The organism is Ferroacidibacillus organovorans, assembly GCF_001516615.1.
Lineage (GTDB): Bacteria > Bacillota > Bacilli > Alicyclobacillales > SLC66 > Ferroacidibacillus > Ferroacidibacillus ferrooxidans_B.
In genome coordinates this window covers 1-15,175 of sequence record NZ_LPVJ01000060.1, presented here as the reverse complement: position 1 = coordinate 15,175, position 15,175 = coordinate 1, and the positions used below count along the sequence as shown (strand labels likewise).

Here is a 15,175-nt window from a genome sequence, read left to right as displayed (position 1 = left end):
TGATCCGCAGGAGGTTTGAGATGTGCAAATCCTGGCCTTTCAGGTAGTTTTGCTGTTGGTGACGGTTGTTATCGTCATCTACCCATTGCGATTTCAAAAGTCAAAACCCGCTTCACGGGAGTCATCGTCATGGATAAAGACGGCGAGTATCAAATTGCAGGAGATCGAAGATGAGTACCGCGCGCTCCTGCGCACGACACAAATGTTGAGCGAAGAGATGGCGCGCCTTGCCAACCGATATCAAGAATTAAGCATAGACCAAAATGCTATTGCAGAGATGAGAAGGCGTCTTCTTGAGTTGGAGCAGATGCAGATGATCAAGGAACCTTTGGTAAAAGTGAAAAATGCCAAAGAGCGAACGGGGATTCCCGACTTCCTGCCGCCGCGCTATAAAAAACTTGCCCGCCGAATCATGGCAGGCGAAGAGGCGCGGACTTTGGCGGGTGAGTTTCAAATGAGCATTGGCGAGATTGAACTGGTCAAGAACATGTTGCAAACACCTGATTCAGACCAGGTGAAGGCACCTTTTTAAAGACGGAATACGTGTGAAAGTACCTGAAGGTGACTTGTTCTGAAACCATCCATATGGTATACTTTCGCAGGTTGAAATCACACGCAGCCTGAGGGTGGGCAAGTCTGGCATGCCAGGGCCTCACTCAGCGAAGGCGCGGAGGGAAAACTTGAGGAGGAATACCATTGGCAGTCGTATCCATGAAGCAATTGCTTGAAGCAGGTGTCCACTTTGGTCACCAAACACGTCGTTGGAACCCGAAAATGGATCGTTACATTTTCACGGAGCGCAACGGTATCTATATCATTGATCTGCAAAAAACCGTAAAAAAGGTTGAAGAGGCGTACCAGTTTGTTCGCCAGATCGCGACAGAAGGCAAGACTCTGCTTTTTGTGGGAACGAAAAAACAGGCGCAAGATTCTGTTCGCGACGAAGCTCTTCGCTGTGGCGGCTACTATGTCAATCAACGTTGGTTAGGTGGCACACTTACAAACTTTACAACAATTCAAAAGCGAATTGACCGACTGCGCACGCTTGAGCGCATGGAGTCAGACGGAACTTTTGATGTGCTTCCCAAAAAAGAAGTGATCCTGCTTCGCAAAGAGCAAGAGCGTCTTGAAAAATTTTTGGGCGGTATCAAGGATATGAAAAAGATGCCTGGCGCACTTTTTGTTATCGATCCGCGCAAAGAGCGCATCGCAGTTGCCGAGGCGAGAAAATTGGGGATCCCAATCGTTGGAATCGTTGATACGAACTGTGATCCAGATGAGATTGACTATGTGATTCCGGGAAATGACGATGCGATTCGAGCAGTGAAACTTTTGTGTGGCAAAATGGCAGATGCGATTTTGGAAGGAAGTCAAGACGAAGAGTCTGTGTCTTGATTCTTATTTGAACATCGCTGTTAAACTTACTTCTTGAACGAAACAGGAGTCGATACAGGATGGCTACGATCACAGCTGCAGCAGTAAAAGAGTTGCGCGAGAAGACAGGCGCTGGCATGCTTGATTGCAAAAAAGCGCTCACGGAAACAGATGGAAACATGGAGAAGGCGATTGAGTTTTTGCGTGAGCAGGGACTCGCTTCGGCAGCCAAAAAAGCGGGACGCATCGCGGCAGAAGGCGTTGTTGAGTCGTACATTCACGCGGGCGGGCGGATTGGTGTCCTTGTTGAAATCAACTGTGAGACTGACTTTGTTGCAAAGACAGACGAGTTTCGCATGCTGGCGCGCGATATTGCGATGCACATCGCGGCTTCGCGGCCAGAGTATCTCCGCCGGGAAGATATTCCTCAGGAGGTCGTCGATCACGAGACGGAAGTTTTTCGTCAGCAGACGTTGAACGAGGGAAAACCGGAAGCGATTGTCGACAAGATTGTCGTGGGTAAGGTTGAAAAGTATTTAAAGGATCTTTGCCTGCTTGAACAGCCATTTGTCAAAGATCCTTCTGTGACAGTCGCCAATCTTGTCGCCACGAAGATTGGCAAGATTGGTGAAAACATCTCAATTCGCCGGTTTGTGCGTTACGAGATGGGTGAGGGTTTGGAAAAGAAACAGGATGACTTTGTAGCAGAGGTTATGTCACAAGTGAAAAAGTGATCGGTGAGGAGCACGGTGACGTGTTCCTCTTTTCTGCCCCGCTGTGCAAAAGTGTGTGATGATCCATTTCATTTCATGTGCGACATCCTATGCCATAAACTGTTGGGGGGTACAAAATGGGGATGAAGTATCGCCGCGTTGTTTTAAAACTTAGTGGGGAAGCGTTGGCGGGTGAAGGCGGTTTTGGCATTTCATCGGATGTCGTGAAGGCGGTTGCTGAGCAAATCCGCGAGGCGACGGCGCTTGGTGTTCAAGTGGCGGTCGTCGTCGGTGGAGGAAATATTTGGCGTGGAGCCTCGGCGAGCGGCCAAGGAATGGAACGCGCGCACGCAGATTACATGGGGATGCTGGCGACCGTGCTAAACGCACTCGCGCTTCAGGACGCGCTTGAAAAATTTGAGGTGCCGTCACGCGTTCAGACATCGATTGAAATGAGACAGGTGGCTGAACCGTACATTCGCCGCAGGGCCATTCGCCATTTGGAAAAAGGGCGCGTGGTCATCTTTGCGGGTGGAACGGGCAACCCGTTTTTTACAACGGATACGACTGCGGCATTGCGCGCCGCAGAGATTGACGCAGATGTCATCTTGATGGCCAAAAATGGTGTGGATGGTGTCTATACGGCTGATCCGCAAAAAGTGGCGACGGCCACAAAATATGAAACGCTTACCTTCATGACCGTTCTCAGTCAAGGCCTCGGGGTGATGGACGCCACGGCTACCTCACTTTGCATGGATAATGACATTCCCATCTTGGTCTTTTCGATCTCGATCGATGGGAATATCGTTCGCGCTGTTCGCGGTGACGAGATCGGCACGATCGTTCGAAGGGAGTCTTGAGTTATGAGTGTGGATTATATTAAGCAGGCAGAAGAGCGCATGGAAAAATCGGTTGCGGCGTTAAAGAGAGACTTTGCGACCGTCCGCGCGGGACGCGCGACACCGTCGCTACTCGACAAAGTGTTGGTTGAGTATTATGGTTCTATGGTGCCGATCTCGCAAATGGCCAATATCAGTGTGCCAGATTCACGGACATTGATGATTCAGCCTTGGGACAAAAGCAGCCTGAATGATATTGAGCGCGCGATCATGAAATCTGATCTTGGGCTGTCACCGTCAAACGATGGTGTCGTCATTCGCTTGGTATTGCCCCAATTGACAGAACAGCGCCGCGTCGAGTTGACAAAAGTGATTCGAAAACTTGCTGAAGAGGGGCGCGTCGCCGTGCGCAATGTTCGCCGCGATGTGAATGATGATGTGAAAAAGGCTGAGAAACAGTCTCTTCTTCCTGAAGATGAGAGCCGTCGCCTCCAAGAGAAGATTCAAGATGTCACTGACAAAACAGTCGCTGAGATTGATCGTCTGCTTGCGCAAAAAGAGCGCGAACTCCTTGAGGTCTAACAAACGAGTTGAGGTCTGAATGGGTTGAGGGAAGATCATGGCACCTAACTGGAAATCCATGTTTAAGGGCAAAGCGCGAAGCGTTGGTCCACAGATATCGGAAGGGATGCCTGTCCCTCAACATGTCGCTGTCATCATGGACGGCAACGGGCGCTGGGCTACGGTGCGGGGTCTCCCGCGCATGGCAGGCCATCACGCTGGTATGGGATCGATGAAAGATGTGATTCGCGCGGCCGATGATGTTGGTGTTAAATTTCTCACGATGTACGCGTTCTCGACGGAAAACTGGAAACGTCCCCGCCAAGAAATTCAATATTTATGGCAGCTCCTTGAAGAGTTTTTTCGACGCGATATCAAAGAACTCGTCGATCGCAATGTTCAGATTCGCTTTATTGGCGACACCACGCATCTCCCGCTTGCCTCACAAAAGACAATTGAACGTGCGAAAGAAATGACTCGCCCCAATACGGGAATGGTTGTTCAGTTTGCGTTAAACTATGGCAGCCGCCTGGAGATTATCGAGGCTATAAAAGCCATTGTAAAGCGCGTTGAGACGGGTGAGATATCGTCTGATGATATTGACGCTTCCCTTTTGTCCTCTCACTTGTCAACCGCGGGCATTCCAGATCCTGACCTGTTGATTCGCACGTCTGGCGATCAGCGGATCAGCAATTTCTTGCTGTGGCAGATTGCGTACTCAGAACTCTATTTTTGTGATAAATTATGGCCAGAGTTTCAACGTGAAGACTTTCTTGCCGCACTCGATTCCTACGGACGACGCGAGCGACGTTTTGGCGGGTTAAAATAAAGGGAATCTTGGTCTCGCGCGATGCGTGAAAGTATACTTTGGAGTAGGTGTTCTGGTGCTCTTTCAACGAGTCATCACAGCCGTGCTCGGCGTGATCCTGGTGCTATCTGCACTGTGGGTGGGCGGCGTCTTTTTTGGGAATGCTGTTTGCGGCGATCGCCGTTGTCAGCACGCTTGAGATCGGTACGATGATGAAGATCGCAAAGACCAGTGCGGAGAGTGTCGTAGCGATTGCCTTTGCGATCTTGATCGTCTTATGGCCTGGCTTTGAGCGATTCTGGTTTGCCCTATTTTATGCATTGCTCGTGTTGACCATCGTTCGTCGGGAGTCGTTTTCTTTTTCTGGAGCGGGTGTGCTTTTTGCGGGCGCGCTTTATTCAAGCTATGCGTTTCGCACGTTGCTTGACTTGCGCGAGACCTCGCACGGCCTTGCTTTTGTCTTGATTATCTTAATCGCGATCTGGTCGACAGACACAGGCGCCTTTTTTGTAGGACGAGCACTTGGCGGACGTAAATTGATGCCGGAGGTAAGCCCGAAAAAAACGGTGTCTGGGGCGCTGGGAGGGCTTGTGCTAGCAATCGTATTGACCGTTGCGACAGGTGTTCTCATGCTGCCGCACGCGCTGAAAGACTGGGGGATGCTCGCATTGCTTGGGGCGCTCATATCGATTGCAGGACAAACGGGTGATCTCGTGGAATCAGCGCTTAAGCGTCACTATGCCGTAAAGGATTCGGGATGGCTGTTACCTGGACACGGAGGGCTGCTTGATCGGTTTGACAGCCTGCTTCTTGCTGCGCCCATCGCATACCATTTTATCATCTGGTTTTTTCCCGCATATATTTCTTAAGGATGGATTGGGGTGTACGCATGTCAAAAGCGCTGATTCTTCTGGGGTGCACAGGTTCGATTGGCAGCCAGACCCTTGACGTCGTCCGCGCGAATCGCGATGCGTTTCACGTCGCAGGAGTAAGCGCCCGACGTTTGTCAGAGCGGTTTCTAGCGACGATTCAGGAGGTAAAGCCTGCCGCGGTCGCACTCGAATCGGACGCGGATGCGGTACGACTTGCGGATCAATTTCCTGATCTTACTGTTTTTTCAGGGCCAACTGCCCTGCAGCAACTTGCGGCTTATGATCAGAGCGCGGTTGTCGTAAACGCCTTGTCCGGTTCAATCGGCATTGAGCCGACACTCGCCGCGCTTTCTAACGGTTGCGATGTGGCACTGGCAAACAAGGAGACGCTTGTTGCGGCAGGCCCCCTGGTGATGGAGACGGCGCGTTTGCGAGGGGCGAATGTGATCCCGGTCGATTCCGAGCATGTCGCACTCGCCCAATGTCTTTCAGGGAGTGCGCTTCAAACCGTCGAAAAACTGCTGATCACTGCGTCTGGCGGGCCGTTTCGCGGGAAAACGCCCGCTGAATTGCGAGATGTCACGGTAGATCAGGCGCTCGCGCATCCGAATTGGTCCATGGGTTCTAAAATTACGGTAGACTCGGCTACACTGATGAACAAGGGATTGGAAATTCTCGAGGCACATCATCTGTTTCAGATTCCGCTTGAGCAAATCGAGGCGGTGATCCATCCCCAGAGCATTGTCCACTCGATGGTTCAGTTTTGCGATGGATCGATCATGGCGCAGTTGGGTGCCCACGACATGCGCATCCCCATTCACTATGCCCTGTTTTATAAGCACGGCCGCAAGGATTCGCAACTTCCGCGGGTCAATCTTTTAGAGATTGGGCAGTTGACGTTTGAGCCGCTTGATCATGAGACGTTTCCCGCCGTCACGCTTGCTGTGCAATGCGGTAAAATGGGAGGGACGATACCGGCGGTGATGAATGCTGCCAATGAAGTGGCGGCACACGCTTTTTTGCGCGGAGAGCTTGCTTACCTTAAGATCATTGATATGGTCGCTGCGGTCGTGGAGTCACACACACCTATTTATCGTCCGACCCTTGAACAAATTCTCGACGCCGATCGCTTTGCGCGTGAAGAGACTGAAAAAAGGATTCGAAAGCAGGTGGGGATGCATTGATTTCGTGGCTGTTGGACGGTGGCGTGCGGACCATTCTCAGTGTGGTGATCGTCTTTTTGATCCTTGTCACGATCCATGAGTTTGGGCATTTCATCGTGGCGAAAAAGGCGGGCGTCTTAGTTCCCAAATTTGCGATTGGGTTTGGACCACCAATTTTTAAGTTTGGCCGCGGGGAGACGGAGTATTCCATTCGCTTGCTCCCACTGGGCGGATTTGTTCAATTGGCAGGGGAAATGCCTCAAGATGCACTTTTTAAGACGGGCGAAGAAATTGCGATTCTCAGCGATTCGTCGGGTGCAGTGACCCTGATTGGTGAACCGATCGATGTGCGCGGTGAGCACGCTATGAAAGGGACGCTTGTTGCGATCGATACAACCAAGACGTTTACGGTCACCCTTCAGACAGGAGACGGTGTACACACCTATCCATTTGCGCTTCGCGCATGGATTGCCAATGGAAAAGACCGCATTCCCATGGCGCCGCCGAATCGTCAGATGATGCAAAAACCTTTGTTTGCAAGGATGCTGATTGTTTTTGCGGGTCCGCTCATGAACGTCTTTTTGACGATTGTCTTGCTCTCGATCGTTGCAATGTCGGTGGGCACACTGTCGTCTCCGCCGCAAATTGCGTCTGTCGAAGCGAACTCCCCCGCAAGTCGCGCGGGCATTGTCGCGGGTGATACGATTGTGTCCGTGGGAAATGCTGCGACACAGAATTGGTCGCAATTGGTTCTTGCGATAGAGACACATCCCAACAAACCGATCCCGATGACGGTCTCTCACAATGGTCGCGATCAAAATCTGACGGTCACCCCTGAAAAGCGCTCGGACGGTATGGGGTTTATCGGTATAACGCCAGCTGTGACGCACGGCTTGATTCCGTCGATTGAGAGCGGATTTCAGCAGACAGTCGCGTATACCCAAATGATTTATCAGGCGCTGGGCCACCTTTTTACGAGTCGCACAGCGTTTGTGAAAGATGTTGGTGGACCCGTGAAAATTGTGCAGGTTATTGGTCAACAGGCACAACTCGGCATTCTTAACTTGGTCAATTTGACGGCTGTTCTGAGCCTGAATCTGGCGATTTTTAATCTGTTGCCGATTCCTGCGCTTGATGGCAGCCGCATCTTGTTCATGATTGTTGAGTGGATTCGCGGTAGACCTGTTGATCCGCGAAAAGAGTATGCTGTTCACGCGATTGGCTTTGCGATCCTCATTTTGTTTACGGTGTTTCGCACATATCTAGATGTCACACAGTTGCATTAAAACGACGCGGGAGTAAATTGACATGTCTGTAGAGTCCATGGATGTAGACGCGCGTCGGGAGAACGAGGGGACACAAGCGGATGAGATGCTCGGTCGGTCGCTCCCGACGTTTAAACTGCTTGATGATGTGACGAACGCTGTACAAGAACTGAAGCGCGCCAGAGCGCAAGTGAGTGTGCAGACAAGGTCGAGACGTCTGCGCATTCATTTGCCTGCGCTCTCGCCTTCCCTCTGGCCGGCCTTATGCCAAATCTGGCAAGGACTTCGCAAGGCGGCGCCTGCGATCGAATTGGATGTGGCGCAGGAGAACCCTGGCGCTTTTTTCGCAAGTGATGAGATTGAAGAGGCACAGGCGTTTAGCGCACTCCTTTACGCTGTCGCCAAAGAGCAGCCGCTTTTTCAGGGAATGCTTCAGCACGCGCGCTATCACTATGAAAAAAACTGCTTGACGCTCTTTGTTGCCACACTTCCCGACGGGGCTGCGCTCACCAAGCTCACCCGACGCATCGAAATGCTCTTGGGTGTGTTTTTGGGCATTAAAACGCAACTTGTTTTTAGGCTTCACGAGAATCGCGATGCGATTGTGGAGGCGTTTCGTCGCGAGGTTGAAACGACGAGCGTGGCGTTTGGCAGACAGCAGGCAGAACAGGCGACATCGGATGAACCGTCCGTGCCGGCGGATTCGCGCCTGCAAATCGGGGGGGCGATTGAAGAAGCGGCGAGAAGCTGCGCAGAGCTTCAAGATGAGATGAACCGCGTTGTGATCGAAGGCCGTATATTCGGCGTCGACGTTCAGGCGCTGAAAAATGGCCGCAAACTTTATAAATGGTTTTTAACCGATGAAACGGATTCTCTGACATGCAAATATTTTTCGAACCCCAATTCATCAGAAGAAGCTCTCGATGCGATCTGTGATGGAATTCATTTGCGTGTGCGCGGCTCGACAAAGTTTGACGTTCACGACGGTGAACTGGTCATGATGGTGCGCGATCTGCAACAGATTGACGTGCCGGCGCAAAAAGATGAGATGGAAAAAAAGCGGATCGAACTGCATGCGCATACAAAAATGAGCACGCTAGACGGTGTGGTCTCCGCGTTTGATCTCGTAAAACATGCAGCTTCGCTTGGGCATCGCGCGATTGCTGTCACGGACCACGGTGCTTTGCAAGCGTATCCTGATGCGTATAAGGCGAGCAAAACGTTTGGCATTGATGTGTTGTACGGCGTTGAGGCGTATCTGGTCGATGCGGGTCTCACCGTTGTAACGCGCAGCAGGCCAGATGTCGATCTTGACAATCAGATCTATGTCATCTTTGACACGGAGACCACTGGATTATCTGCTGCAGAAGATGAACTGATAGAAATTGCTGGCGTAAAAATGAGTAAAGGGACAATCATCGATACGTTCTCGCAATTGATACGTCCCAAACGCTCTATTCCTCCGAAAATCTCTGAGATCACGCAGATCACGAACGATATGGTGGCATCTGCCGCTTCTGTGGAAGAGGTGTTGCCACAGTTTCAGGCGTTTTGTGAAGGTGCGGTACTTGTTGCCCACAATGCGGAGTTTGATCAGAGTTTTCTAGACGTTCAATGCCGCAAGCTTGGAATGGCGCGCTTTGATCAACCGCTTCTTGACACGCTGTCACTCGCGCGCTGCCTCTATCCGGGGGAGCGCAACCACAAGTTAAAGACATTGACGCAAAAATTTTCCATTACGCTTATAAACCACCACCGCGCACTCGCAGATGCTGAGGCGACAGGTCACGTCTTTTTTAAAATGCTGGATCACATCAAACAAGAAGGTTTGGCCACAACACTTGATGACCTAAACGCGCTTGGACGCAGTCAAACCAGTGTCTCGCGGTCGCGGCCCCACCATATGACGATCCTGACGGCGACGCGTGCAGGCCTTCGCAACCTGTATGAACTGATCTCTCTCTCTTACACGAAGTACTTGCATCGCGAGCCGCGGATCCCGCGATCGCTTTTGCTTGAATTCCGAAATGGTTTGCTGTTTGGGTCGGGATGCCACCGGGGTGAACTGTTTCAGGCGCTCTTGCGCGGCAAATCGGATGACGAGTTGCTGGCGATTGCTGACTTTTATGATTTTATTGAGGTACAACCCGTCGATCACTATGCGGAGTTATTTGACTCGGGAGAAGTCAGCGGTCCCTCCGTTATCCGCCAGTACCATAAGCGACTTTTGGCGATTGCCGACAAACTGGACAAGCCTGTCGTCGCGACAGGTGATGTCCATTATCTGCGTGAGTCAGATGCGGTGTTTCGCGAAATTGTCAAAAACAGCATTCCGCAACACAAACGGGACTCGCGCGCGCAAAGCCGCGTACGCCTGCATTTTCGCACAACCCGAGAGATGCTGGAAGACTTCGCGCATTTTGGTGAGCGTGCGCACGAGGTGGTCGTTGACAATACGCACCGTATCGCCGATCAAATCGAGTCGTTCAGTCCGCTGCCCGATCGCGTTTATCCACCGCTCATGGAGGGCGCTGATGACGATGTAAAGCGTCTTGCGACAGAGCGTGTTCACGCGCTTTATGGCGATGAACTGCCCCCTGTGGTGGCAGAGCGCGTCGAAAAAGAACTTCACAGTATCATCACAAATGGGTTCGCGGTGAATTATCTAATCGCGCAAAAATTGGTGACACAGTCGCTGCGTGACGGGTATATCGTCGGTTCACGTGGTTCGGTCGGTTCATCCTTCGTCGCGACACTCCTTGACATCACAGAAGTGAATCCACTGCCGCCACATTATCGCTGCGAGGTTTGCAAAACCTCAGAATTCATCTTGGACGGTTCGGTCGGTTCAGGCTTTGACCTGCCTGATCGCGCTTGTCCGTCGTGCGGAAAATCGCTGATTAAAGACGGCCAAGACATTCCGTTTGAGACATTTCTCGGGTTTAAAGGGGACAAGGTTCCAGATATTGACCTTAACTTCTCTGGCGAGTATCAGGCGCGCGCGCATCGCTATACTGAGGAGCTTTTTGGCTCAGAGTATGTTTTTCGCGCAGGAACAATTTCGACGATCGCCGACAAGACGGCATTCGGTTATGTGAGAAAGTGGGCAGAAGAGACAGGAAAACGGCTTCGTCCCGCTGAGATGAGACGGCTTGCGGCAGGGTGCGAAGGAGTAAAACGCACGACAGGCCAACATCCAGGGGGCCTTATCATCGTTCCTAGCGATCACGAGATTTATGATTTTTGTCCTATCCAACATCCCGCGGATGATTCGTCGTCACAGACGCGCACGACTCATTTCGATTTTCACAGCATTCACGACAATCTCTTGAAACTCGACATTCTTGGCCACGACGATCCGACCGTGCTTCGCATGCTGGAAGATTTGACGGGAGTGGATGTACGGCGAGTGCCTGTGGATGACCCGAATGTTGTCTCGCTGTTTCGCGGAACGGAAGCGTTGTCGGTCACTCCGGCGGAGATTCACTCAAACACGGGGACGTTTGGCATACCGGAGTTTGGCACAAAGTTTGTGCGCCAGATGCTCGAAGATACAAAACCGGCAACGTTTTCTGACCTCGTGCGCATCTCTGGGCTCTCGCACGGCACGGATGTGTGGCTCAATAATGCGCAAGAGTTGATCCGTACGCGTAAAATCCCGCTTTCTCAAGTGATTTGTTGTCGTGACGACATCATGGTGTACTTGATTTATCAAGGGCTTGATCCATCGCGCGCGTTTCGCATCATGGAGAGCGTGCGCAAAGGAAAAGGCCTATCAGATGAGGATATGGAAGTCATGCGTGGGGCGGGCGTGCCTGACTGGTATCTTCAATCATGCCAGCGGATCAAGTATATGTTTCCTAAGGCGCACGCCGCCGCGTATGTTCTGAATGCAGTGCGCATCGCGTATTTTAAAGTCTATCACCCGCTGGCGTTTTACGCCGCGTATTTTACGGTTCGCGCGAGCGATTTTGATCTTGATGTGATGAATCGAGGCGCCGACGCGATTGAACTCGCCGTGCGCGAGATCGAGCAAAAAGGCAAAGAGGCGTCGAACAAGGAGGCGGATATGTTGACCGTCCTTGAGGTGGCGCTTGAGATGACGCGCCGAGGGTTCAAATTCTATCCGCTATCGCTGGATGAGAGCCATGCGACTCATTTTCTGCTGAAAAGTGACGGGTTGTTGCCACCGTTTGCGGCAGCTCCTGGCATAGGCGCTGCCGCTGCGACATCGATTACGAAGGCGCGCGCAGAATCTCCCTTTATTTCGTGGGAAGATTTGCGGGAGCGCGGACGGGCGAGCAAGTCGATCATTGATCTTTTAAACGGTTACGGTGCGCTGTCCGATCTCCCCGAAACCAATCAACTCTCGCTTTTCTAGGTGTGTAAAAAGCCGTGCGCAGTGTGAGATGACTCGATGGATGGTGCGCATTGCAATGAGAGGAGCAAGGTGGTATACTTTCACCAACGCGACGTAACATACCAAAGTGTGCTACCGGAGTGGGGTTTCCCCACTCTTTCGTTTGTGTATGTGCAGTGTCACCTTTGGGTGTTCCGTCGATTGGCTACGGGTGCTGCGTGTTCGAGAAGTTCGTTCACGGATGGTTTTTTGGGAGGTCGTTTATGGCAAGGCAAAAGGTGACGGATCTCGTTGAGCGGTTGGTTGCTCCTGTCCTCCGCGAGAACGGCCTGGAATTGGTTGAGACAGAGTACAAAAAAGAAGGCGCCAATTGGATGTTGCGCGTCTTTATCGATCGTCCTCAGGGCGCCGTGGATCTTGATGACTGTGCGAAGGTGAGCGAGTCGCTTTCGATACTCCTTGATGAGTCGGACCCGATCCCGAATGCTTACTTCCTCGAAGTTTCCTCTGCAGGTGCGGAACGGCCATTGCGAAAACCACGCGATTTTGAGCGCGCTGTCGGCAAACGTGTCTATCTCAGTTTCTATGAACCATATCTAGGCCACAAAGAAGTAGAAGGTACACTTCTTTCTTTTGTGGATGAAACACTTGAGATTGAAGTCAACGATCAACGCCTGCCCGTTTTGCTCGATAAGGTTGCGAGCGCCAGGCTTTCGATCGTTTGGTGAGATTTATGTTCAGACGCGGTGAGAAGGGGGAATCGACGGCGATGAATGCCGATTTTATGGAAGCGCTCGAGCAGTTGGAAAAAGAGCGAGGGATTAGCAGTGAGGTCGTCCTTGAAGCGATCGAGGCGGCGCTTATTTCTGCGTATAAGCGCAATTTTAACTCAGCGCAAAATGTGCGTGTGGAAATCGAACGGACGACTGGAAAGATCCGCGTGTACGCGCGTAAAACCGTCGTTGAGTCACCCAGCGACCATCGCTTGGAGATTGCGCAAGAGGCTGCAGAACAGATCGACACACGATTTCAACTCGGCGATATCGTCGAGCTTGAGGTGACGCCGCGCGATTTTGGGCGCATCGCCGCGCAGACGGCAAAACAGGTTGTCACTCAACGCATCCGCGAGGCAGAGCGCGGAATTATCTACAATGCCTATGCGGATCTTGAAGAAGAGATCACGTCAGGCGTCGTAACGCGCATGGACCATCGAAATTATTATATCGATCTTGAGCGGACGGAGGCGCTTCTCCCTGTCGGAGAAGCGTTGCCAGGTGAAGTGCTGCGCATCGGAGATCGCATCAAGGCATTGATCACGCGTGTCGAAAAGACGACAAAGGGGCCGCAGATCATGTTGTCCCGCATTCACACGGGACTTTTGCGGCGGCTTTTTGAGCTTGAGGTGCCAGAAATCTATGATGGCGTGGTAGAAATCAAAAGTCTGGCGCGTGAGGCAGGGTCGCGTTCAAAGGTTGCCGTGTATTCGCGCAATCCGGATGTTGATCCAATCGGTGCGTGCGTCGGCCCTAAAGGGATGCGGATACAAACCATTGTAAACGAACTTTGCGACGAAAAGATCGACGTGGTGGAGTGGAGCGTCGATCCTGGAATTTTCGTGGCGAGCGCCCTGTCTCCTGCCAAAGTTGTCGACGTCGAGATTGTCGAGGGTGAAAAGATTGCGCGAGTGGTCGTTCCTGATCATCAACTTTCTTTGGCGATTGGAAAAGAGGGGCAGAACGCGCGACTTGCCGCAAAGTTGACAGGCTACAAAGTCGATATCAAAAATGAGAGTCATCTCGGCAGAAGCCAGTCTGTGTTTGCGAAGCTCAATCTGGAGGCGTTTGCAAAAGACTAGGGGGGGTCGATGGTGCCACGCAAAATACCGCTTCGTCAGTGTGTGGGTTGTCAAGAGATGAAACCAAAGCGTGAAATGACACGCGTGGTCCTCACACAAGATGGTGAAATCTCTCTTGACCCCACAGGGAAAAAGGCGGGTCGCGGCGCGTATCTTTGCGCCAATCCGGATTGTCTTGAAACGGCAAAAAAACGGCGTGCGCTGGATCGCGGACTGAAAACAAGCGTTCCCGGCGAAGTGTATGACACTTTGTCACGCCATCTAAGAGGTGATGACCGTGACTGATGTGTTTTCGCTCCTCGGTTTTGCAGCGCGTTCTCGCCAACTGGTGAGTGGAGAAGAGATGACACTGCGTGCGATTCGGACGCGCTCAGCGGGTCTTGTGATCCTGTCCAAAGACGCAGGGAACAACATGGCAAAAAAAATCGCTGACAAGTGTAGGTATTACCAAGTTCCTCTCGTCGTTTGTTTTGATCGGAGTCAACTGGGGAAGGCGATTGGTAAAGAGGCGCGGACCGCGATTGCGGTCACTTCTCCGGGATTCGTGAAAAGCATTCGCGAGGCGCTCGGTGAAATTCAGGGGGTGAGCGCATTTTGACAAAATTGCGCGTCTATGAATATGCTAAACAACTAAACATGTCGAGCAAAGAAATCATTACGATTCTGGGACGCTTAAACATGCCGGTGAATAATCATATGAGCGTCATGGAACCGGGGATGGTTTCTGCTGTTGAGAGTTTTTTTTCAGATGTGAAGGCGCGTGCCGCCACAAAAACGGCAGCTGAACAACAGCGGATTCTGGCGCAAGAGGCTGCGCGCAAAAAGCAGTTGCTAGAACAAAGCAGCAGTGAGGGAGAGGCGAGTATCACGGGGAATGGTTTGAACGAGAAAGATGGAAATGAGCGAAAGGCCAATGGGGCCGTGCTTGCACCGTTTCGCAAGGATGATGAGCATCAATCCGCAAACCTTGAGCGATCAAGTTCAGTGACGTTCGAGCAGGAACAACCGCCTGTCGCGAGAGAACCTATCGCTGAAGCGCCAATGGGTCAGGCTTCACGCGATGATTCGTCGATCACGGGAGCGCGTTCGACGCAGCTTCAGGCGGGAGCGCGCTCGGATCGAAACGGTGGCGCAACAGCGCGGCAGGGACGCGTCCAAGGGCAAGGTTCTCGCGATCGGTATGGTGATCGTTCTTACGAAGAACGGACTGCACGCGCGACGAACGCAGTGCAGGATGGCGCTGCGGTGACTGCTGTAGAGCAGTCACAAGCGCCAAACGGAAACCCGCGATCAAAAAACAGGCGTGTTGTGCAATCATACGAAGTCAAACGCGATTGAAGTCGCTTCTCGCATTCGTCAAAGTCA

The 15,175-nt window shown here is 52.0% G+C and carries 14 protein-coding genes and 1 pseudogene; all 15 read left to right on the top strand.

Annotation, left to right across the window (positions count from 1 at the left end; all coding sequences use genetic code 11):
- Nucleotides 1-22 precede the first annotated feature (22 nt).
- The gene (locus ATW55_RS12900; protein ID WP_067718477.1) at nucleotides 23-532 is read left to right on the top strand and encodes a hypothetical protein; all 510 of its coding nucleotides are present in this window, start codon (nucleotides 23-25) and stop codon (nucleotides 530-532) included.
- Between the two features lie 164 nt (nucleotides 533-696).
- The gene (rpsB, locus tag ATW55_RS12895) at nucleotides 697-1,395 is read left to right on the top strand and encodes a 30S ribosomal protein S2 (RefSeq protein WP_067718474.1); all 699 of its coding nucleotides are present in this window, start codon (nucleotides 697-699) and stop codon (nucleotides 1,393-1,395) included.
- A 59-nt stretch (nucleotides 1,396-1,454) separates the two neighbouring features.
- Nucleotides 1,455-2,108 (top strand): translation elongation factor Ts, encoded by a 654-nt coding sequence (gene tsf / locus ATW55_RS12890; RefSeq protein ID WP_067718471.1) that lies wholly within the window; start codon nucleotides 1,455-1,457, stop codon nucleotides 2,106-2,108.
- A 116-nt stretch (nucleotides 2,109-2,224) separates the two neighbouring features.
- The gene (pyrH, locus tag ATW55_RS12885) at nucleotides 2,225-2,947 is read left to right on the top strand and encodes a UMP kinase (RefSeq protein WP_067718466.1); all 723 of its coding nucleotides are present in this window, start codon (nucleotides 2,225-2,227) and stop codon (nucleotides 2,945-2,947) included.
- A 3-nt stretch (nucleotides 2,948-2,950) separates the two neighbouring features.
- Nucleotides 2,951-3,508 (top strand): ribosome recycling factor, encoded by a 558-nt coding sequence (gene frr, locus ATW55_RS12880; RefSeq protein ID WP_067718462.1) that lies wholly within the window; start codon nucleotides 2,951-2,953, stop codon nucleotides 3,506-3,508.
- 37 nt (nucleotides 3,509-3,545) lie between these two features.
- Nucleotides 3,546-4,316, top strand: coding sequence for an isoprenyl transferase (locus ATW55_RS12875; protein WP_235587130.1), 771 nt, complete (start codon nucleotides 3,546-3,548; stop codon nucleotides 4,314-4,316).
- 140 nt (nucleotides 4,317-4,456) lie between these two features.
- Nucleotides 4,457-5,164 (top strand): phosphatidate cytidylyltransferase, encoded by a 708-nt coding sequence (locus ATW55_RS12870; RefSeq protein WP_235587134.1) that lies wholly within the window; start codon nucleotides 4,457-4,459, stop codon nucleotides 5,162-5,164.
- A gap of 20 nt (nucleotides 5,165-5,184) precedes the next feature.
- Nucleotides 5,185-6,351, top strand: a complete 1,167-nt coding sequence (gene dxr, locus ATW55_RS12865; RefSeq protein ID WP_067718456.1) for a 1-deoxy-D-xylulose-5-phosphate reductoisomerase — start codon at nucleotides 5,185-5,187, stop codon at nucleotides 6,349-6,351.
- The gene (gene rseP, locus ATW55_RS12860; RefSeq protein ID WP_067718453.1) at nucleotides 6,348-7,616 is read left to right on the top strand and encodes an RIP metalloprotease RseP; all 1,269 of its coding nucleotides are present in this window, start codon (nucleotides 6,348-6,350) and stop codon (nucleotides 7,614-7,616) included. Before dxr ends, rseP begins: the two co-directional genes overlap by 4 nt.
- A 22-nt stretch (nucleotides 7,617-7,638) precedes the next feature.
- Nucleotides 7,639-11,976 (top strand): PolC-type DNA polymerase III, encoded by a 4,338-nt coding sequence (locus ATW55_RS12855; RefSeq protein ID WP_067718449.1) that lies wholly within the window; start codon nucleotides 7,639-7,641, stop codon nucleotides 11,974-11,976.
- A gap of 242 nt (nucleotides 11,977-12,218) precedes the next feature.
- Entirely contained in the window at nucleotides 12,219-12,683 is a 465-nt protein-coding gene (rimP, locus tag ATW55_RS12850; RefSeq protein ID WP_067718444.1) for a ribosome maturation factor RimP, read from the top strand.
- 41 nt (nucleotides 12,684-12,724) lie between these two features.
- The gene (nusA, locus tag ATW55_RS12845) at nucleotides 12,725-13,810 is read left to right on the top strand and encodes a transcription termination factor NusA (RefSeq protein WP_067718441.1); all 1,086 of its coding nucleotides are present in this window, start codon (nucleotides 12,725-12,727) and stop codon (nucleotides 13,808-13,810) included.
- Nucleotides 13,811-13,819: 9 nt separating this feature from the next.
- The gene (gene rnpM / locus ATW55_RS12840) at nucleotides 13,820-14,095 is read left to right on the top strand and encodes an RNase P modulator RnpM (protein WP_067718437.1); all 276 of its coding nucleotides are present in this window, start codon (nucleotides 13,820-13,822) and stop codon (nucleotides 14,093-14,095) included.
- Nucleotides 14,082-14,408 carry a L7Ae/L30e/S12e/Gadd45 family ribosomal protein gene (locus ATW55_RS12835; RefSeq protein ID WP_067718433.1) on the top strand — a complete coding sequence of 109 codons (327 nt, stop codon included), beginning with the start codon at nucleotides 14,082-14,084 and terminating at the stop codon, nucleotides 14,406-14,408. Before rnpM ends, ATW55_RS12835 begins: the two co-directional genes overlap by 14 nt.
- Nucleotides 14,409-14,446: 38 nt before the next feature.
- Nucleotides 14,447-14,585, top strand: a pseudogene (locus tag ATW55_RS16890) (hypothetical protein); the annotation flags it as partial.
- Nucleotides 14,586-15,175: the final 590 nt, after the last annotated feature.

Coding starts and splice junctions, on each gene's coding strand:
- tsf (WP_067718471.1), top strand. CDS start 1,455: ATGGCTACGATCACAGCTGCAGCAGTAAAAGAGTTGCGCGAGAAGACA.
- pyrH (WP_067718466.1), top strand. CDS start 2,225: ATGGGGATGAAGTATCGCCGCGTTGTTTTAAAACTTAGTGGGGAAGCG.
- frr (WP_067718462.1), top strand. CDS start 2,951: ATGAGTGTGGATTATATTAAGCAGGCAGAAGAGCGCATGGAAAAATCG.
- ATW55_RS12875 (WP_235587130.1), top strand. CDS start 3,546: ATGGCACCTAACTGGAAATCCATGTTTAAGGGCAAAGCGCGAAGCGTT.
- ATW55_RS12870 (WP_235587134.1), top strand. CDS start 4,457: ATGCTGTTTGCGGCGATCGCCGTTGTCAGCACGCTTGAGATCGGTACG.
- dxr (WP_067718456.1), top strand. CDS start 5,185: ATGTCAAAAGCGCTGATTCTTCTGGGGTGCACAGGTTCGATTGGCAGC.
- ATW55_RS12855 (WP_067718449.1), top strand. CDS start 7,639: ATGTCTGTAGAGTCCATGGATGTAGACGCGCGTCGGGAGAACGAGGGG.
- rimP (WP_067718444.1), top strand. CDS start 12,219: ATGGCAAGGCAAAAGGTGACGGATCTCGTTGAGCGGTTGGTTGCTCCT.
- nusA (WP_067718441.1), top strand. CDS start 12,725: ATGAATGCCGATTTTATGGAAGCGCTCGAGCAGTTGGAAAAAGAGCGA.
- rnpM (WP_067718437.1), top strand. CDS start 13,820: ATGGTGCCACGCAAAATACCGCTTCGTCAGTGTGTGGGTTGTCAAGAG.
- ATW55_RS12835 (WP_067718433.1), top strand. CDS start 14,082: ATGACCGTGACTGATGTGTTTTCGCTCCTCGGTTTTGCAGCGCGTTCT.